Source organism: Gaetbulibacter aquiaggeris (assembly GCF_044003965.1).
Classification (GTDB): domain Bacteria; phylum Bacteroidota; class Bacteroidia; order Flavobacteriales; family Flavobacteriaceae; genus Yeosuana; species Yeosuana aquiaggeris.
Map to the genome: position 1 here is coordinate 315360 of NZ_JBAWKC010000001.1, position 20154 is coordinate 335513.

Here is a 20154-nt window from a genome sequence, read left to right on the forward strand (position 1 = left end):
GTTTATCACCAAAAAACAGATGAGGTCTTACAGATTAATAAAAATATAAAACATTAAAAATAAACAAATGAAAACGCTTGACGATTTTAACTTTGAAAACAAGAAGGCTCTTATTAGAGTTGATTTTAACGTACCTTTAAATGAACAGTTTGAAGTAACTGATGCTACTAGAATTGTATCTGCAAAACCAACGATTATTAAGATTTTGGAAGATGGCGGGAGCTGTATTTTAATGTCTCATTTAGGAAGACCAAAAGGAGCTGAAGCCAAATATTCACTTAAACATATTGTTGAAAAAGTTGAAAATATATTAGGTGTTGAAGTAAAATTTGTTGAAGAATGTGTTGGCGCAAAGGCAGAAGCGGCAGCGGCAAGTTTAGAACCGGGTCAAATATTATTGTTAGAAAATTTACGTTTTCACAAAGAAGAAGAAGCAGGAGACAAGGCTTTTTCTAAACAACTTTCAAAGTTGGGTGATATTTATGTTAATGATGCCTTTGGTACTGCTCATAGAGCACATGCTTCTACGACTATTGTAGCTGAGTTTTTCCCAAAACACAAGTGTTTTGGTTATTTACTAGCACAAGAAATTAAAAGCATTGAGAAAGTAATGAAAACAGGAGAAAAACCAGTTTTAGCGGTTCTTGGTGGTGCAAAAGTGTCCTCTAAAATAACCATAATTGAAAACATTCTTGATAAAGTAGACCATTTAATTATTGGCGGCGGTATGTCTTTTACCTTTGTAAAAGCTCAAGGCGGGAAAATAGGAAATTCTATTTGTGAAGATGATAAAATGGATTTGGCCTTAGACATTTTAAAACAAGCAAAAGAAAAAAATGTACAGATTCATATTCCTGTGGATGTCGTGGCGGCTGATAAGTTCAGTAATGATGCTAATACACAAATAGTGGATATTGACAAAATCCCTGATGGCTGGGAGGGTGTTGATGCCGGACCAAAATCAATCGCTATTTTTCATGATATTGTTATGAAAAGTAAAACCATTTTGTGGAATGGACCATTGGGTGTATTTGAAATGGAAAGTTTTGCAAAAGGAACTATAGCCTTAGGAAACTCTATTGCTGAAGCGACTAAAAAAGGAGCATTTTCTTTAGTTGGTGGCGGAGACTCAGTTGCGGCAGTTAAGCAATTTGGCTTTGAAGAAAAAGTAAGTTATGTGAGTACTGGTGGAGGCGCTATGCTAGAAAGCCTTGAAGGAAAAACTTTACCAGGTATAGCTGCAATTTTAGAATAAACCTTTTAAAATTTTATATTTAAACGAAAAAATACGATTTTCGCAATACTATCGTTGAATAATAAGTTAAACTCAAATTATGGCATTGCGAATTTTTTTTTTATTTTTTATAATGAATATTGGATTTTGTTTAGGACAAACCAAGGATTCTTTAGGCTCTCCAAAAACAAAGGTTTTGGATTCATTAATTGATGGAAACGAAAATCTTAGTAAGATAATTAAAGCGCAGATAGATAGCGTATCGGCATTAAGTTTTTTAGACAATGACCACGCTGCAACAATTGATGAAAAATGGTTGGAGGAGTTATATGGCAATGATTTATACGACAGCATTTCTAAATCAATTTCAGAACTTACTTTTGAAGAAGTTGATTATCCAGAACTTTCAACAGAAACTCTAAAGGCAAGGTTAAAAGATTTAAACACAAAAACCCCTTTTAATGTAGAATACAATCCAGGCCTGGAAAGCGTTATTAAGTCTTATTTAAAAAACAGACGGGAATCACTTCAAAGACTCATCTCTCTTAGCGCCTATTATTTTCCTCTTTTTGAGCAGGAATTAGATAGCCATGATATTCCTTTAGAAATTAAATATTTGGCTATTGTAGAGTCTGCATTAAAGCCCAGAGCAAAATCAAGAGTTGGTGCTACGGGTTTGTGGCAATTTATGTATAACACAGGAAAAATGTATGGATTGGATGTTAGCAGTTATGTAGATGAACGAAGCGACCCTATTAAATCAACAAAAGCAGCCACAAAATATTTATCAAAATTATATGAAATATTTGGTGATTGGGATTTGGCATTAGCCGCTTATAATTCCGGTCCGGGGAATGTTACAAAAGCCATAAGACGTTCTGGGGGTTATCAAAATTACTGGAATATTAGGCATAATTTACCACGTGAAACGGCGGGATATTTACCAGCATTTTTAGCGACGATGTATATTTTTGAATATGCTGAAGAGCACGGATTTACTAAAGCTAAACCAGAATTTGTTTATAAAGAAACGGACACTATCAGAGTGAAGCAAATGATTACTCTTGACCAGGTTTCAGAAGTCACAGGGGTTGATATTGAAGAACTTCAGTTTTTAAATCCATCTTATAAATTAGACATTATTCCATACATTAAAGATGAAAATTATACGCTTCGCCTGCCAAGAAATGTCATAGGACCTTTTGTAAATAATGAAGATCAAATATATGCCTATGCAAAAGCTGAATTTGATAAGAGAGAAAAACCATTACCTCAATTTTTTGAAGCTGAAAGCAAAACAATCTATCGGGTAAGATCGGGTGATTTTTTAGGAAAAATCGCTAGAAAATATGGTGTAAGAGTAAGTCAAATAAAACAATGGAATGGTTTAAGAAGTAACAATATTAGTATAGGCCAAAGGCTTACAATTTATCCAAGTAAGCCATACATAACTTCAAGTTCAACAAACAAACCTAGCTCTTCAGTAAAGCTCAATCCAAGCAATCTCACCTACTACACAGTTAAAGAAGGAGACTCATTATGGAGCATTTCTCAAAAGTTTTCTGGAGTTTCTGTTCAAAATATTAAAGATTGGAACGATATTAGTGGTAATCATTTAAAACCGGGAATGAAACTTAAAATATCTAAAGGATAAATTCCTTTTAACTTTAATTAATTATGAAAAACGCTTTTTTAATTGCAGTAACGACTCTGCTCATATTCTCTTGTGAAAATGAAAATTCAAAAAACCAAAGAATAATATCTGATTCATCCGGCAACCTCAATAACATTTCAGTAGTGGTTGATAATGATATGTGGAGCAGTAGTGTTGGAGAAGCCATTAGAACCACTTTGGCAACAACGATTGACGGATTACCCCAAGACGAACCCATGTTTAATATGAATCAAATTCCGCCCTCAGTTTTTAGCGGCTTTGTTACAAAAAACAGAACTGTTTTAAAAATTGAAGTAAATAATAATACATCACTTTCTGTTCTAGACGATGTTTATGCTAAGCCACAACGAGTCGTTGTCATTTCAGGACCAACAAAAGAAGCTATTGCTAATGAAATTACAAAAAATGCGCCTAAAATAGTAGCTGCTTTTAAAAGCGAAGAGCTTCAAGAAAAACAAAGACGCATCAACTTGTCATTACATAATGATAAATCTATTGAAGATAAATTAGGGGTTAGTATCAAGTTTCCAACCGCATACAGAATTGCCAAAGAGGATAATTCATTTTTTTGGATTAGAAAGGATATAAAGACGGGCTCAATGAATTTAATGCTATATGAATTACCTTTTGAGGCCATTAAGCGCAGTGATAGTGTTGTTAACACTATTATTAAGGTAAGAGACTCCATTGGTGAAAAATACATTCCAGGACCGCTTGAAGGTTCTTATATGATAACAGAAAACGCTTATACACCCTTTCATTTTGAAACGACTTTGGATAACAAACCTACATTAGAAACCAAAGGACTTTGGGATGTTAAAAATGCCTTTATGTCCGGGCCATTTATAAATTATGCCATTGAGGATAAAACAAATAACAGATGGGTTATTTTAGAAGGATTTGTTTTTGCGCCTTCAGTCGAAAAAAGAGATTATATGTTGGAGCTTGAAGCAATTATTAAGTCCATTAAAATCAAATAAATTAGTAAAGAACAAACAAAAAAAGCCTACACACTGTGTAGGCTTTTTTTGTTAAAAGAAGTCATTATTCTTTCTCTTTTTTATCGTCTTTTTTATCATCTTCTTTGCTGGCATCTTTAAATTCTTTGATGCCGCTACCAAGTCCTCTCATTAATTCAGGTATCTTTTTTCCTCCAAATAATAATAAAACAACTACTACAATTAGAATAATTTGAGGTGCTCCAATTACTAACGGTAACATGTATAAGCTCATAATGTTTATATTTAAAGAACAAAGTTAATAATTAAAGTTTAATTATATCGTTTTACGATTAAGATTAATACCATGAGCACAAGCTTATGAGATAATTTTAATTAATTTTGTTTTCAACATGAGCAAAATCAAAAAAAATCCTACAAGAATTACCCGCAAACTACTTGACAAGTACAGGTTAGTGGTGCTTAATGAAGAAACCTTTGAGGAACGGGTTTCATTTAAATTAACCAGATTGAATGTTTTTGTTTTAGCGTCTTTGTCAACTATTATTTTAATTGTACTTACAACAGTCTTAATTGCCTTTACACCTTTAAGAGAATATATTCCAGGATATTCTTCAACAGCATTAAAAAGACAAGCAACGGAGCTAAATTATAAAACGGATTCATTACAGCAGGCTATCCTGATGAATGAGAAATATTATGCATCAATTAGGAAAGTCTTACAAGGAGACCTAAGCGTAGTTGACTTTAATAGAGACTCCATCATTCAGGCTGTTAAACTGGAAGCCAGTGAGGTTGATTTAAATCCTATTTTAGAAGACTCACTTCTAAGACAGAAAGTAGACAAGGAAGATAAATATAACTTATTCGAATCGGCTACTTCGGCCACTAATTTTGTGTTGTTTCCACCCGCAAACGGACCTATAAGCGAACCCTATAATTTAAAAGAAAAACATTATGCTGTTGATATTGTCGTGGCTAAAAACACTCCGATTAAGGCAACAGCTGACGGTGTGGTGGTTTTTGCCGAATGGACCGCTACAACAGGATACGTTATTATAATAGAACACAGTTATGGTTTAATCTCGGTGTATAAGCACAATGCTTCTTTAACTAAATCGCAAGGGGATTTGGTTAAAGCTGGAGAAGTTATAGCGACTGCAGGAAATTTAGGCGAACTTTCAACAGGGCCTCATTTGCACTTTGAACTTTGGAACGATGGTTATCCTGTTAACCCAACAAACTTTATAGATTTCAAATAATGTTGTCAATAAAATCTGCACTAGCAAAACCATTTGCAAAAATAATCTTCAAACGGATTCAAAAGTGGGCAAACAACCCCATAGAAACGCAAGAAAAACTGTTTCAGGATTTAATAAGCACTGCTGCTTCAACAACTTTTGGAAAAGACCATGATTTTATTAGTATAAACTCATATTCCGACTTTATTAAGAGGGTTCCTGTAAGAGATTATGAAGCACTTAAACCTTATGTTGAAAACGTGGTTAAAGGTCAGGAAAATGTCCTTTGGCCAGGAAAACCTATTTATTTCGCAAAAACCTCTGGAACAACTTCGGGGTCAAAATACATTCCAATCACAAAGGAGAGCATGCCTTATCATATTGAGGCGGCAAGAAATGCCATTCTGCTTTATATTCATGAAACAGGAAACAGCAAATTTGTAGACGGAAAGATGATTTTCTTACAAGGCAGTCCAATTCTGGACGAAAAAAACGGCATACAACTAGGCAGGCTTTCAGGTATTGTGGCGCATTATGTTCCTAAATACCTTCAAAAAAACAGATTGCCTTCTTATAAAACCAATTGTATTGATGATTGGGAAACAAAAGTAGAAGCTATTGTAGAGGAAACTTTGCCAGAGAATATGACTATTATTTCAGGTATTCCATCCTGGGTTCAAATGTATTTTGAAAAGTTGCAGTTAAAAACAGGTAAAAAAGTGGGTGATATTTTTAAAAATTTTAACCTGTTTATTTTCGGTGGTGTTAATTACGAACCGTATAGAGCAAAGTTTGAAAACTTAATAGGAAGGAAAGTTGATAGCATTGAATTATACCCGGCAAGTGAAGGGTTTTTTGCATTTCAGGATAAACAAAACGAAAAAGGTATGTTGCTGCAGTTAAATTCTGGAATTTTTTATGAATTTATTACGGCAGATGAATTTTTTAATGAAAACCCCAGGCGGATTACTATAAAAGAGGTTGAGTTAGGTGTTAATTATGTGATGATCATTTCTACTAATGCAGGGCTTTGGGCTTATAATATTGGAGATACCGTGCAGTTTACTTCTTTAAAACCCTATAGAGTCATAGTATCAGGAAGAATTAAACATTTCATTTCAGCCTTTGGAGAACACGTGATTGGTAAAGAAGTAGAGCAAGCAATGTTAGAAGCTACTCATGATACAGACGTTAGAGTAACTGAATATACTGTAGCACCACAAATAACTCCAGAAGAGGGGTTGCCCTATCATGAGTGGTTTGTTGAATTTGAGAATGAACCTGACGATTTCGAGGAATTAGAGAGAAAAATAGATGAATCTCTTCAAAAGCAAAACTCCTATTATTTCGATTTGATTAAAGGTAAAGTATTACAACCCCTTAAAATTACTAAGGTAAAAAAAGACGGTTTTCAGGATTATATGAAGTCAATTGGCAAATTAGGAGGTCAAAATAAAATACCCCGATTATCAAATGATAGAAATATTGTCGCGGTTTTCACTCAGTTAAATTTAGTTAAATTGTAGTATCTTTGCCACAATAAAAATGGTCCATGAAAGAAAAAAAGAGACATGAACGAACACGTGCGCAGGAAAGTTCAAATGCTATTGAACGTATGTACATTACGATGCGCCATTTGTTTAACCGAGGGTTTTACAAACCCATGGGTATTTCCGGTGAAACATTAAGACAATCATTGCTCCTGTTACGGCCTGAAATTTATGGCTCTATTGGTGAAGAAAAGGCAGAATTAAGCGGGTTGTTGTATGTTATAGAAAGACTTCCCCAAGGAATTGAAGAATGCACGTTTATAAACTTAACGAGTGACGAAGGCTATTCAAATTCACATTTTAAACCAATTATTCCAGAAAAAAGAAGGCGTAATTGTTACAGAATTGATTCTGAACAAATGAATATTGAAATCACACGAGGCAGATCGGAAATCTATGATATTTTAACACACCTTACCTTTCTTTTTGTAGAATCTCACAAAATCAGTAAACGCGTCTTGATTGATGAGATTGGATCAACGACCAGAGATTGGATTAAACTTGAAAATGCTGTTTTATCTCGCAAAAAACTCACACAACAAGAACGGGAAATAGCGATTACCCATATGGCGAATATCTTAGGTAGAACTTTTAATGAATTACAAGATGTTTATGAAGATTTCGCAACGGATTCTCAACCCGAAAGGTTATTGCATATTATCTACTGGTTAGGAAAATTGGCGATAGAAGAGCAAATAAACAATAACAAACGGACAGTAACCTTCAGCCCTGTTTTGAGAGAACGACTGGGGCATCATATACATGGTGAAATATGGGCAGACGCTATTAAGGAATCACTTCATAAAAACGGGCTTCTTGAAAGACCTATTCATATTATAAGCGCCAATATGCACAGTGTTATGAATACTCTCTTTGCGCCAAGTGCACTAAAAACCGAATCCGCAAAAAAGACTATTTTTGAAGTTTATGAAGCTTTAAGTTTGAGTGCAAATAAAGATTTACGAGATAAAGTAACAAAGGAAGCGCTTCAAAAAGGAATGCATTTTATACCTGACACTTCAGGGACTAATATTGATGTTCAGATTTTTGACACTAGTAAAATAGATGTGTCAAAAATTGATGTTAAAACAAATGCAACCATTTTAAAAGAGGTAAAACCAGTTATATTGGTTATGGATTATGCCTTTGGAGAACAAGCCTATGAAACCATTGATGAACTATTAAAACCTTATAAAACAAAAGGAAAGAAAGTATATTTAAATGTAGAATCAATTTCCATTATGGGCAAAGCAGGAATTCTTGAAGGAGGGAAAGGTGATATTATGATACCGACTGCGCACATTTTTGAAGGAACAGCTGATAACTATCCATTTAAAAATGAGCTATCCAAACAAGATTTGGAAGGACAAGGCGTGGATGTTTATGAAGGAGCTATGATTACGGTATTAGGAACCTCTTTACAAAATAAAGATATTTTAAAATTCTTTTTTAATTCAACATGGAGTGTGATTGGATTAGAAATGGAAGGAGCGCACTATCAGAAAGCCATTCAAGCAGCTTCAAAAGTAAGAGGAAGCATTAGCGCAAATGTAAAAGTGAGATATGCCTATTATGCCAGTGATAATCCTTTAGAAACAGGAAGCACTTTGGCGTCTGGTGGTTTAGGAACCACAGGGGTGCGGCCAACTTATCTCATCACACGAAAAATTTTAGAACAAATATTTAATTAATAAAAAATACAATTATGAGTTCAAATTCGGAGAACAATTTTGAAAATGAAGAGATTGATTTATTTCAAATTTCAAAGATAATTGGTCGGTTTTTTGACACGCTTTTAACAAAAATATTTGAAGCCATCCTTTTTTTAAAGAGAAATGCTATAATTTTTGGTGCTTTATTTATGGTTGGTGTTGCTTTGGGTTATTTAAGTGATATTTCCATAAAAAACTATAACCATAATATCATCGTTAAACCAAATTTCGGATCTAATGATTATTTGTATGATAAGATAGATTTGATTAATTCTAAAATTAAAGAAAATGATTCCAGTTTTTTAAAAAATGAATTGGGCTTAAAGGAACCAAAATACTTAAAGGAGATAACAATTGAACCTATTGCTGATGTTTATAGGTTCGTTCAGAATAGACCAGAAAATTTCGAATTAATTAAATTAATGGCCGAGGATGACAAAATTGAAAAAGTAATTTTAGACAAAACAACAAGCAAAAATTATTTTTTTCATGTTATAAATTTTACGACCTCACAAAAAATTACTCAAGAAAAAACAGTTGAACCTATTTTAAATTATTTAAATAAATCAGACTATTTTAAGGCAATTCAGAAAGAGAGTCTAAACAACCTTAAACTTAAAATGAAAGCTAATGACTCCATCATTTATCAAATAAATAGTGTTTTAAATAGTTTTTCAAATGCAGCAAACGGTCCTCAACATAATGATAGACTTGTTTACTATAATGAGAACACACAATTAAATGATGTTATTGAAACTAAAGACAAGTTAACAAGGGAACAAGGTTATAGTAGAATTCAATTAATAGATGAGGATAGAATCATTAAGGATACGAGTTCAACCATAAATATTAAAAACACTCAAGCTATAAATGAAAAGATGAAATTTATTTTGCCATTTATCTTTATAATAGGTTTTATTTTTATCAGGGGCTTCAGTTCTTTTTATAAAAGACAATTAGAAAAAAGTAAATTATAGTTGATGAATATTTTAATTACAGGAGGTGCAGGGTTTATAGGGTCTCATGTGGTAAGACTTTTTGTAGAGAAGTATTCGGATTATCATATTTTTAATTTAGATGCGTTGACTTATGCGGGCAATCTAGAGAATTTAAAAGATGTTGAAAATAAAGTAAATTACACTTTTTTAAAAGGGGATATTACAGATGAAGTCTTTATAAACAACTTATTTGAGAAATATAAGTTTGATAGGGTCATCCATTTAGCCGCAGAGTCTCATGTAGATAGATCTATAAAAGACCCTTTGGCTTTTGTTAAAACCAACGTTATAGGCACCATGATTCTTTTAAATGCTTTTAAGAATACTTGGAAAGACAACTTCAGCAACAAACTGTTTTATCATGTGAGTACCGATGAGGTTTATGGAAGTTTAGGGCAAACAGGATTGTTTACTGAAAAAACAGCATATGATCCTAATTCACCTTATTCAGCATCAAAAGCTAGTTCAGATCATTTTGTTAGAGCCTATGGAGAAACCTATGGAATGCCGTATGTTATCACAAATTGTTCAAATAATTATGGGCAAAACCAGTTTCCTGAAAAGTTAATTCCACTCTTTATAAATAACATAATAAATAATAAAGGGCTACCTGTTTATGGTGATGGAAATTACACAAGGGATTGGTTGTATGTAAAAGATCATGCTGTAGCTATTGATTTAGTTTTTCATAAGGGAAAAAATAAAGAAACCTATAATATTGGGGGCTTTAACGAATGGAAAAACATAGATTTAGTTAAATTACTATGCAAACAAATGGATGCTAAATTAGATAGGCTTGAGGGTACATCTGAAAAACTGATAACCTATGTAAAAGATCGCCCGGGACATGATTTGCGATATGCAATTGATGCCTCAAAAATAAACAAAGAATTAGGCTGGAAACCTTCAGTAACATTTGAAGAAGGATTAAATAAAACTATAGACTGGTATTTGAATAATGACGATTGGTTACATGGTGTTACTAGTGGTGATTATCAATTATATTACGAAAAACAATATAATAATTAAATGAAGGGAATCATACTAGCAGGAGGATCGGGAACGCGATTACACCCATTAACCTTATCTGTAAGTAAGCAACTCATGCCTATTTATGATAAGCCAATGATATACTATCCTTTATCTACCTTAATGTATGCGGGAATAAATGAAGTATTAATCATTTCAACACCAAAAGATTTACCATTATTTCAAGAGTTGTTGGGAGATGGCAAAAAGTATGGTTGTAGATTTGAATATGCGGTTCAAGAAGCACCAAATGGTTTGGCTGAAGCTTTTATTATTGGCGAAGCATTTATAGGAAAAGAGAAAGTAGCTCTAATATTAGGAGATAATATTTTTTATGGCACAGGATTAGCGAAACTTTTGCAAGCCAATAATAATCCTGATGGCGGGGTTATTTATGCCTACAGAGTGCATGACCCAGAACGTTATGGCGTTGTAGAGTTTAATAGTGATGGTCAAGCTATTTCCATTGAAGAAAAGCCAAAAATACCTAAATCTAATTATGCTGTGCCAGGTATTTATTTTTATGACAATTCGGTAGTAGAAATTGCCAAAAACATAAAGCCAAGTCATAGAGGGGAACTCGAAATTACAGATGTGAATAGAGAATATTTAAAACAAGGCAAACTTAATGTTAGTATTTTAGATAGAGGAACAGCTTGGTTAGACACAGGCACTTTTCAATCATTAATGCAGGCTTCTCAATTTGTTGAGGTTATTGAAGAGCGCCAAGGACTTAAAATAGGCGCTATTGAAGCTGCTGCTTACGAAATGGGTTATATTAATAAAGAACAGTTTAAAAATTTAGCACAACCACTATTAAAAAGCGGGTATGGCAAAAACTTATTAGGCTTACTTAATAATAAATAATGACATTAAAAGAAACCAAATTAAAAGGGTGTTTTATATTGGAGCCAAAAGTTTTTCAAGATAGCAGAGGCTATTTTTTTGAAAGTTTTAATCAAAATACTTTCAATAGGTTAATTGGGAAAAATATTAATTTTATTCAAGACAACGAATCGTATTCTTCAAAAGGAGTTTTAAGAGGCTTACATTATCAAAGAGGTGAATATGCTCAGGCCAAATTAGTAAGAGTAATTAAGGGAAAGGTACTTGATATAGCGGTAGATATCAGAAAAGACTCACCAACTTTTGGTGAACATGTGTCTTTAGAGTTATCTGAAGATAATAAACTACAATTATTTATTCCGAGAGGATTTGCTCACGGTTTTATTGTGCTTAGCGACACAGCGATTTTTTCTTACAAATGCGATAATTTTTATAATAAAGAGTCCGAAGGGGGCATTATTTATAACGATAAAGATCTGAATATTGATTGGGTTTTAAGTGAGAGTGAGTACATTGTTTCAGAAAAAGACATGTTGCTAAAGCCTTTAAGTCAAACTCAAGTATGAAAAAAATATTGGTAACAGGATCATTAGGTCAATTGGGAAAGTGTCTTCAAGATATATCAAACCAGTATTCTGATTTTGAATATAAGTATGTAGATATCGATGAGTTGGACATTTGTGATTCTAAACAAATACTAGACTTTTTTCATGATTTTAAACCAGATTTTTGCATTAATACCGCGGCATATACTGCTGTAGACAAGGCTGAAGAAGATACTCAAAAAGCTTTTGATGTCAACGCAAATGGTGCCAAAAATTTAGCGGAATCTTGCTTGGAATATAACACTGTTTTGATTCATATTTCTACAGACTTTGTTTTTGATGGCGCCAAAACGACACCATATAAAGAAAGTGATTTTCCGAATCCAATAAGTATATATGGCGCTTCAAAATGGGAAGGAGAAAAGCATATTCAATCTATTTTACCAAAACATTTTATTATAAGAACCTCCTGGTTGTATTCCCCTTATGGAAGTAATTTTGTAAAAACCATGTTGCGTTTGGCAGAAACCAGAACCGAATTAAGTGTTGTTAACGATCAAATAGGAACGCCAACAAATGCGCTAGACTTGGCAGAAGCCATAATGCACATGATTTCTAAACATATTTTGTTTGAGCAAAGAAAACAAGGAATAGATTTTTACGGGACCTATCATTTTAGTAATGAAGGATATTGTAGTTGGTTTGATTTCGCTAAGAAAATATTTGAAACTAATAACATCAAAATAAATCTGAAACCAATTCCAACATCAAACTACCCGACTCCTGCAAAAAGACCAATTTATAGTGTTTTGGATAAAACTAAAATCACTAACATTTTTGGACTTGAAGTTAAAAATTGGGAAGAGAGTTTAAAAACACATTAATAATGAAAATAGTAATTACTGGAGGGGCAGGATTTGTAGGGTCAACACTTTGTTTACAATTAAAATCAAAATACCCAGCATATGAAATTATAGCATTTGATAATTTAAAACGTCGTGGATCTGAATTAAATTTTGCCGATTTTCAAAAACAAGGTGTTTTATTTATTCATGGCGATATAAGAAATAATGAAGATGTTCAGGCGATTGGAAGTTTTGATGTGCTTATAGAGGCATCTGCAGAACCTTCGGTAACTGCTGGCTTAGATTCAGACCCCACCTATGTTATAAACAACAACTTGTACGGTTCTATAAATTGCTTTAATGCATGTATTAGAAACAAGGCTAAACTAATTTTTCTTTCAACAAGTAGGGTCTATCCAATAGACACCATTGAAAAAGCAAATTTTATTGAAAAAGAATCGCGTTTTGTTTTTGATGAAAATCAAACAAGTGAAGGAATTTCTCCAAAAGGAATTTCTGAAAAATTATCACTTGAAGGCGCAAGGTCTTTTTATGGAACAACAAAATTAGCTTCAGAATTATTCATTCAAGAATATGGGGCATTTTATGGTCTGCAAGCTGCTGTTACTCGATTTGGAGTTATTGCTGGACCAAGACAAATGGGAAAAACAGACCAGGGTGTTGTAACGCTCTGGATGGCTAAACATTTTTGGAAACAATCTTTAAAATATATTGGTTATGGCGGAACTGGCAAACAAGTTCGCGATATTCTTCACGTTGATGATTTATTAGATTTAGTAGACTTGCAAATCCATCAGATTGAAAAGTTTAATGGTAAAATTTATAATGTAGGAGGTGGTTTAGAAAACAGTGTCTCGTTACAAGAAATGACCAAAATATGTGAAAAAATTACCGGAAACTCAATTAAAATTGATGGAGTAGCGGAAACCAGAACAGCCGATTTAAGAATTTATATTACGGATAATTCAAGAATTGAAAATGAAATTGGCTGGAAACCAAAAAAATCGGTTGAAACTATTTTTCAAGATATTTACGACTGGATTAAGAAAAACGAAAACCAATTAGAATCAATACTAAAATGATAAAAAAAGCATTGTTTTCTAAGAATAATATATTGGCATTTGTAGTGTCTTTTAGCGCGGCATATTTATTATTTCCTAACTTTTTTGAGTTAATAATTTTCCCAATAGATTTATCAGGTAATTCTTTAGACCCGTCATGGGTTGTAACAATGGGCTATGCTAATATTAAAGATTTAATTTGGGGAAAAGAATTTGCATTTACTTATGGACCATTATCGTATTTAACACTTAGAATAGGTTGGGGAGCAAATAAGTTTAGCTTTTTACTTTTTGATATTTTCTACTTTATTAATTTATTTACTATATGTTTTTTAACCTACACAAAAAGTAAAAATAAACTACTTGTAGTTTTTGCTATTATATCCGTAGTACTTCTTTTTCCATTTTTTATCGGGGGTTCACAATCATTAGTCTTATTGTTGTTTTTGGTTTTTTGGATTCGACAAAATATTGAAAGTATAAAGTGGTATAAATATGTGTTTTCAATCATATTATTGCCGTTGATGTTTTTCATCAAATTCAACACAGGTTTAATAGCCTTTTTGCCGTATTATGGCATGCTTATTTATTTTATAATCACTAAAAAAGAAAAAATTAAATGGATTCTTTTATATGGGTCGATTCCTTTGGTATTGATTTTTATACTATCCAAAATATTAAATGTTGAATTATACGGTTACATTATCTCAGGAATTGAAATGGTTACTGGGTATAATGAAATAATGTATTTGGAACAATTTAATTTTATCAATTATCAAAATTTAACATATGTTTTTATTTTTCTATCATTACTGTTTTTATTAATAAGGCTTTTTAAAGAGAAAAAAACATATCTAAAAAACCTGTTTACCCTCTGCTTATTTACCCTCTGCCTTTTCATAATTTATAAGCAAGCTTTTGTAAGAGCTGACATTCAACACGTAATGGAGTTTTATAATTATATTCTATTATTGGTTTTGTGTTTTATGGATTTTTTCTCATACAAATTGAAGAATATAATGACACTTTTTACAACCGCTTTGATTTCAATTGGCTTATTTATTTGTGTTCAAAATTCTGAATTCAAGTCAATAAGTATAAAATCAAAGATTGATAAAAGAAATTATTTTGAAAGCTTTATGGATTTCACACCAACTTCCAGCATGCGTATTTTCCCAAATGAGAATCAAATACCTCAATCTATATTAAAAAGAATAGGCAATGAAACAGTTGACGTATATCCGTGGAATATTCAATTATTATTTGAAAACAAATTAAATTATTTACCAAGGCCCGTTATTCAATCTTACACTGCTTATACGAAGTATTTAGAAGATTTAAACTTTGAGCATTATAATTCTGAAAAGGCTCCTCAATTCGTTTTATTCAATTATTTGTCAATTGACAATAGATACCCTCTTTTTGATGAGGTAAAAATGAATTTAATTTTATTAAAAAATTATTCAAAAATTGATGCATTTACTTTAAATGGAAACGACTACATTTTATTAGAAAAAAAGAAAAATATTAAACCAGTTAAACTAAAATTTATAAAGGAATATGCCATGTTGATCAATTCGCCATTAATTCCTAAAAAGGACGTCTATTATGAACTAGAATTATATCATACCCTATCTGGAAAATTATATGGCCTCTTTAAACACACACCAAGTATTAAAATAGCAATAAAAACAGCCAATAGAAAAATATCTGAATTTAAAACTTCAAATGCACTATTAAAAACTGGAATATTTTCTGATAAATTTATTAACAGAAATGAAGAATTTCAAGAAACGATAGATAGTTTAAACAAACAGAAAACAGCAATTATAGAATACAATCTTATTCCTCAAAAGTCGAAATATTTCAAAGAAAAAGTTAGAATTAAAGAATATAAAATCACACAATAATGAAAATAGGTATTATTACTGGGTCATCAGGATTAATAGGTAGTGAATCCGTTACTTTTTTTGCTCAAAAATTTGATAAAATAATAGGAATTGACAATAATATGCGCAAAGTTTTTTTTGGCTCTAATGCATCTACGGAATGGAATACCCAAAAATTAGTAGAGGAAATAGCTAATTTCGAACATCATGCAATTGACATAAGAAATGTTGAGGAATTGGAAAAATTATTTTCAAAGTATGGTTCAGATATAAAATTAATCGTTCATACAGCTGCACAACCAAGCCATGATTGGGCAGCACGCGAACCATTAACCGATTTTACAGTGAATGCCAATGGAACGTTAAATATGTTAGAGATGACACGTTTACATGCGCCAGAAGCAACGTTTATTTTCACTTCTACAAACAAAGTTTATGGAGATACTCCAAATTACTTACCATTAGTTGAATTAGATAAGCGATGGGAAATAGACGAGTCTCACCCTTATTTTAAAGAAGGTATTGATGAGCAAATGAGTATAGATCAAACCAAACATTCATTGTTTGGCGCTTCAAAAGTTGCGGCCGATGTTTTGGTGCAAGAATATGGTAAATACTTTGGCATGAATACGGGGGTTTTTAGAGGAGGCTGTTTAACGGGGCCTAATCATTCAGGAACACAACTACATGGTTTTCTATCCTATTTAATGAAATGTGCTATTACAGGGGATAAATACACTGTTTTTGGCTACCAGGGCAAACAAGTTAGAGACAACATACACAGTTGGGATTTAGTAAACATGTTTTGGTATTTTTATCAAAACCCACGTCAAGGTGAAGTCTACAATGCCGGTGGGGGAAGACACTCAAATTGTTCTATGGCAGAAGCTATAGAAATGTGTGAACAAATTACCGGAAAACCAATGAATTATGAGTATTCAGAAACTAACCGAGTAGGTGATCATATTTGGTGGATTAGTGATGTTTCTAAATTTAAAACACATTTTCCTGAATGGAATTGGAAATACAACATTAACGATATTTTGACTCAAATTTTTAATTCGACAATTATTAAGAACTAATCAATGAGTATTAGAACCAAAATAATTCAAAAATTAGTTCATATTAATGAAGGTGTTTTCTTTTACCCCAAATTAAAAAAGTTTTATAAGGAAAATTTAATAAATCAACACATCAATATTTTAGATGTTGGAGCAAACAAAGGGCAATCGATAGATTTTTTTAAAAGGATTAATCAAAATATTAATGTCCATGCGTTTGAACCGAATAAAAAATTATTTAGTTTTTTACTAAACAAATATAAGACAACTACTAATGTCAAATTATATAATTTTGGTGTAAGTAACATAAAGGGTGATTTGGTCTTTCATGAAAACATTTTGGACGAAACATCTACATTTGAAGAGTTGAACTTAGAATCAAAATATTTAGAAAAAAAGGCAAAAATTTTAGGTGTTTCGAAAGAAAACCTTATTGTAGATAATTACAAAGTTGAGGTTATTAGATTGAGTGATTTTATAAATGAAAATCCACATATTTCATTTGATGTTTTAAAAATTGATGTTGAAGGTCATGAATTGAAATGCTTGCAAGGATTGTTTAGCGATGAAAACAAGGTTATGCCCATAAGGTTTATTCAATTGGAAAGTCACAAAGACGATATGTACTTAAGTAACAGTCAGCATCAAGACATTGAAAAGATATTAGTTAAACATGGTTTTGAAATAGCAGCAGAATTTAAACATGGTTTTGGTGATTTCGCAGAACTAATATATGTGAATAAAAGAAAATAAATGAAGCTTAGCATCGTAATTCCTGCCTATAACGAGGAAGAATCTATTACAGAAACAATTGACTCAATTGAAGAAGCCTTTTCTAAAGTTAATTTAGACCACGAAATTATTATAGTTAATGATAATTCAAAGGATAATACGTTGCAAGTTTTAGAAAGATTGGCACAAAAATATCCAACAGTAAAATATGAAACCAATCTTGGACCAAATGGATTTGGATATGCAGTGAGATATGGTTTAGACCGATTTACCGGCGATTGCGTTGCAGTCATGATGGCGGATTTGTCCGATTCGCCATACGATTTGATTCGCTATTACACCACCATGGTCGAAGGTAATTATGATTGTGTTTTTGGTAGTCGTTTTATGAAAGGAGGAAAAGTAATTGATTACCCATTTGTTAAAAAAATTATTAATAGAGTCGCTAATGCTATTATTAGAATAGTCATGCAAATAAAATATAATGACACTACAAATGCATTTAAGCTTTATAAAAAAGAAGTAATTGAAGGAGTTAAACCAATTCTTTCACCACATTTTAATCTGACAATTGAATTACCTTTAAAAGCAATTATAAGAGGTTATTCTTATACGGTAATTCCTAATTCATGGACTAACAGAAAATATGGTGAATCAAAACTTAAAATAAAAGAAATGGGCAGCCGTTATTTTTTTATTTTGGTATATTGTTTTGTTGAAAAATATTTTTCGAGAGGAGATTTTAAAAAATTATAATAGTAACGGAAAATAAATAAATTTATGAAAGCAATAATTTTAATTTTATCTGTACTAATATTGACCAATTGTAAAAACGAGAAACCAATAGATAGTCTTGAACTTGTTACTTTAAAACCAGTTGAAAGCAATGTGAAAGTTGTTTTAGAAATGCTTGTCCCCAAAGATGATATTTTTCAGGTTTTTTATACCGAAGATGGAACAGGAAATTTTAGTGAAGAAATGTCTGTAAGAGTAATTGTTAAAGGAAATAGTCGAATTCAAAAATTAGTTTTTGAATTACCAGAGGATTTACTAATAACTAATTTAAGAATTGATGTTGGAGAAAATATAGAACAAGGGCAAATGCTAATGAATAATTTTTGTGTTCAATACTTTAACAAAAAATTTGAAGCACATGGAAAACAATTTTTTCACTATTTTTCTCCAACAGAACAAATTGCAGTCGATTATCATAATTCTACAATTACACCTACAAAAGAAGGTGAATTATATAATCCGATTTTTTATCAAATAGATTATATAATTACTGAAGAATTAAGAAAGATTCAAAACAGAGAATTATTGACCAAATAAAAAGCATATTTTTTTATGCTTATCAAGTATAAATTCGTATTACAGCAAAACAAAGATAACGAATGGCATTAGTAAAAATGTTTCAATAACAACCCAATAGTTTAAAAATCACCTGTATTAGATCACAGAAAACAGCACAAAACAGTAAATGCAATTTTACAAAAAAACTACACCTGATTTAAAATACTTTTTCACAGGTACATTCTACACGGGGCTTAGTAGTATTGTGGGTTTGTTAGTGCCCATACTTGTGGTTCCACACCTTATTAAAACAGTAGGCCTAGAACTTTATGGGATGTCGGCAGTAGCATTTTCGGTTTCCTATTTTTTCAGTATGATTGTAGATTATGGATTTAATATTACAGGCGTCAATAAACTTTCAAAAGAAAGCAATCCTGATAATAAAACACGGGTAATAAATAATATTATTTACACAAAAGGGCTTATATTTTTGACCATACTTCCAATATGTTTATTCATATACTCTTTTATCATATCTAATCCAATAGAGCTATTGGTTTATATTATTTCTTTAAGCCTCCCTTTTGCGTCTGTTTTAAATTTAAGCTGGGCACTTCAAGGACTTCATAGAATTAAAATTTGGAGTCTTTTGACTGTTTTCGGACAATTTGTTTACCTTATTTTTATCTATCTTTTTGTTAAAGATAAAGACGATGTTATTCTAATAAATTTATTTTATGGAATAGGAATATTTGTTTCTGGACTATCATCTTTAATTTATATAATAAAAAATCATAACTTCAAGTTTAATAAGTTTATATTTTCTTCAATTATAACAGAATTAAAAGGGAGCTACCATTTTTTTCTATCAAACATAGGGAGTTATACGTCCCTTTACTTTTTAGGCCCTTTAGTTGGCTCTCTTATTTCTTATGAAATGGCGGGAGTGTACTCTATTATTGAAAAGATATACAACATTGGAAGAAAACCTTTTGGGATATACCAAACATTTATGTTACCAAAGATATCTGAGCAAGTAAACACTAGCAAAACAGTTGCTAAACGTAACATAAAAAACACGTATGGCTTTGTTATTATGTTTGTTATTATAGAATTAGGCGCTTTATTAATTTTTCACCAAGAAGTCATATTGTATTTTACTAGTTTTAATTCAAACATACTAGAAAGCATGTTGCTCTTATCTTTAGTAGGAATCTTAATAGCAATTGTTAATTGTCCATTAGCCCTATATTTGACTGCTTTAGACAGGAAACAAGAACTCATGAAAATCGCAATAATAGCCCCCCTGTTTGGGTTGTTATCTGGCATATTTTTAATTAATTATTTTGAAATTATAGGTTCAATTTTCACACTTATTTTAATTGAAATATTTTATGCCACTTGTTTACTAGTCGTTTATCTAAATTTAAAAGGAGTAAATTTTAAGTGAGAACAAGTGGGCC

19 protein-coding genes are annotated in these 20154 nt (G+C 31.7%); 18 read left to right on the top strand and 1 reads right to left on the bottom strand.

Features of this window, described 5'->3' with window-relative positions; genetic code table 11:
* Positions 1 to 67: 67 nt before the first annotated feature.
* From V8G56_RS01240 to V8G56_RS01250, 3 genes are all read left to right on the top strand, one after another.
* Positions 68 to 1255: a phosphoglycerate kinase gene (locus tag V8G56_RS01240; RefSeq protein ID WP_395436625.1), complete on the top strand. Its 1188-nt coding sequence runs from the start codon at positions 68 to 70 to the stop codon at positions 1253 to 1255.
* A 112-nt stretch (positions 1256 to 1367) separates the two neighbouring features.
* Entirely contained in the window at positions 1368 to 2888 is a 1521-nt protein-coding gene (locus tag V8G56_RS01245; RefSeq protein ID WP_395436626.1) for a LysM peptidoglycan-binding domain-containing protein, read from the top strand.
* Between the two features lie 23 nt (positions 2889 to 2911).
* Positions 2912 to 3889, top strand: coding sequence for a DUF4837 family protein (locus V8G56_RS01250; RefSeq protein ID WP_395436627.1), 978 nt, complete (start codon positions 2912 to 2914; stop codon positions 3887 to 3889).
* Positions 3890 to 3953: 64 nt separating this feature from the next.
* On the opposite strand, the gene V8G56_RS01255 is transcribed toward V8G56_RS01250, so the two are convergent.
* The gene (locus V8G56_RS01255; protein WP_395436628.1) at positions 3954 to 4142 is read right to left on the bottom strand and encodes a Sec-independent protein translocase subunit TatA/TatB; all 189 of its coding nucleotides are present in this window, start codon (positions 4140 to 4142) and stop codon (positions 3954 to 3956) included.
* A gap of 118 nt (positions 4143 to 4260) precedes the next feature.
* Here V8G56_RS01255 and V8G56_RS01260 point away from each other — a divergent pair, with 118 nt between their 5' ends.
* From V8G56_RS01260 to V8G56_RS01330, 15 genes are all read left to right on the top strand, one after another.
* The gene (locus tag V8G56_RS01260; protein ID WP_395436629.1) at positions 4261 to 5130 is read left to right on the top strand and encodes a M23 family metallopeptidase; all 870 of its coding nucleotides are present in this window, start codon (positions 4261 to 4263) and stop codon (positions 5128 to 5130) included.
* Positions 5130 to 6635: a GH3 auxin-responsive promoter family protein gene (locus V8G56_RS01265; RefSeq protein WP_395436630.1), complete on the top strand. Its 1506-nt coding sequence runs from the start codon at positions 5130 to 5132 to the stop codon at positions 6633 to 6635. The genes V8G56_RS01260 and V8G56_RS01265 overlap by 1 nt, the downstream gene beginning before the upstream one ends.
* Before the next feature lie 26 nt (positions 6636 to 6661).
* The gene (locus V8G56_RS01270; RefSeq protein ID WP_395436631.1) at positions 6662 to 8350 is read left to right on the top strand and encodes a DUF6909 family protein; all 1689 of its coding nucleotides are present in this window, start codon (positions 6662 to 6664) and stop codon (positions 8348 to 8350) included.
* Positions 8351 to 8364: 14 nt separating this feature from the next.
* Positions 8365 to 9348 carry a hypothetical protein gene (locus V8G56_RS01275; protein WP_395436633.1) on the top strand — a complete coding sequence of 328 codons (984 nt, stop codon included), beginning with the start codon at positions 8365 to 8367 and terminating at the stop codon, positions 9346 to 9348.
* 3 nt (positions 9349 to 9351) lie between these two features.
* Positions 9352 to 10398, top strand: a complete 1047-nt coding sequence (gene rfbB, locus V8G56_RS01280) for a dTDP-glucose 4,6-dehydratase (RefSeq protein ID WP_395436634.1) — start codon at positions 9352 to 9354, stop codon at positions 10396 to 10398.
* Entirely contained in the window at positions 10399 to 11265 is an 867-nt protein-coding gene (gene rfbA / locus V8G56_RS01285; RefSeq protein ID WP_395436636.1) for a glucose-1-phosphate thymidylyltransferase RfbA, read from the top strand.
* Positions 11265 to 11810 carry a dTDP-4-dehydrorhamnose 3,5-epimerase gene (gene rfbC, locus V8G56_RS01290; protein ID WP_395436637.1) on the top strand — a complete coding sequence of 182 codons (546 nt, stop codon included), beginning with the start codon at positions 11265 to 11267 and terminating at the stop codon, positions 11808 to 11810. Before rfbA ends, rfbC begins: the two co-directional genes overlap by 1 nt.
* Positions 11807 to 12673 carry a dTDP-4-dehydrorhamnose reductase gene (gene rfbD / locus V8G56_RS01295; RefSeq protein WP_395436639.1) on the top strand — a complete coding sequence of 289 codons (867 nt, stop codon included), beginning with the start codon at positions 11807 to 11809 and terminating at the stop codon, positions 12671 to 12673. The genes rfbC and rfbD overlap by 4 nt, the downstream gene beginning before the upstream one ends.
* A gap of 2 nt (positions 12674 to 12675) precedes the next feature.
* Positions 12676 to 13737, top strand: a complete 1062-nt coding sequence (locus V8G56_RS01300; protein ID WP_395436640.1) for an NAD-dependent epimerase/dehydratase family protein — start codon at positions 12676 to 12678, stop codon at positions 13735 to 13737.
* Positions 13734 to 15626, top strand: coding sequence for a hypothetical protein (locus tag V8G56_RS01305; RefSeq protein ID WP_395436641.1), 1893 nt, complete (start codon positions 13734 to 13736; stop codon positions 15624 to 15626). The genes V8G56_RS01300 and V8G56_RS01305 overlap by 4 nt, the downstream gene beginning before the upstream one ends.
* Positions 15626 to 16687, top strand: a complete 1062-nt coding sequence (locus V8G56_RS01310; RefSeq protein ID WP_395436642.1) for an NAD-dependent epimerase/dehydratase family protein — start codon at positions 15626 to 15628, stop codon at positions 16685 to 16687. Before V8G56_RS01305 ends, V8G56_RS01310 begins: the two co-directional genes overlap by 1 nt.
* A 3-nt stretch (positions 16688 to 16690) precedes the next feature.
* Positions 16691 to 17419, top strand: a complete 729-nt coding sequence (locus tag V8G56_RS01315) for an FkbM family methyltransferase (protein WP_395436643.1) — start codon at positions 16691 to 16693, stop codon at positions 17417 to 17419.
* On the top strand, positions 17420 to 18154 hold the full coding sequence (locus tag V8G56_RS01320; RefSeq protein WP_395436644.1) for a glycosyltransferase family 2 protein: 735 nt from the start codon (positions 17420 to 17422) through the stop codon (positions 18152 to 18154).
* Between the two features lie 24 nt (positions 18155 to 18178).
* Positions 18179 to 18730 (top strand): hypothetical protein, encoded by a 552-nt coding sequence (locus V8G56_RS01325; RefSeq protein WP_395436645.1) that lies wholly within the window; start codon positions 18179 to 18181, stop codon positions 18728 to 18730.
* A 148-nt stretch (positions 18731 to 18878) separates the two neighbouring features.
* Positions 18879 to 20141, top strand: a complete 1263-nt coding sequence (locus V8G56_RS01330; RefSeq protein WP_395436646.1) for an oligosaccharide flippase family protein — start codon at positions 18879 to 18881, stop codon at positions 20139 to 20141.
* The last annotated feature ends 13 nt before the right edge of the window (positions 20142 to 20154 follow it).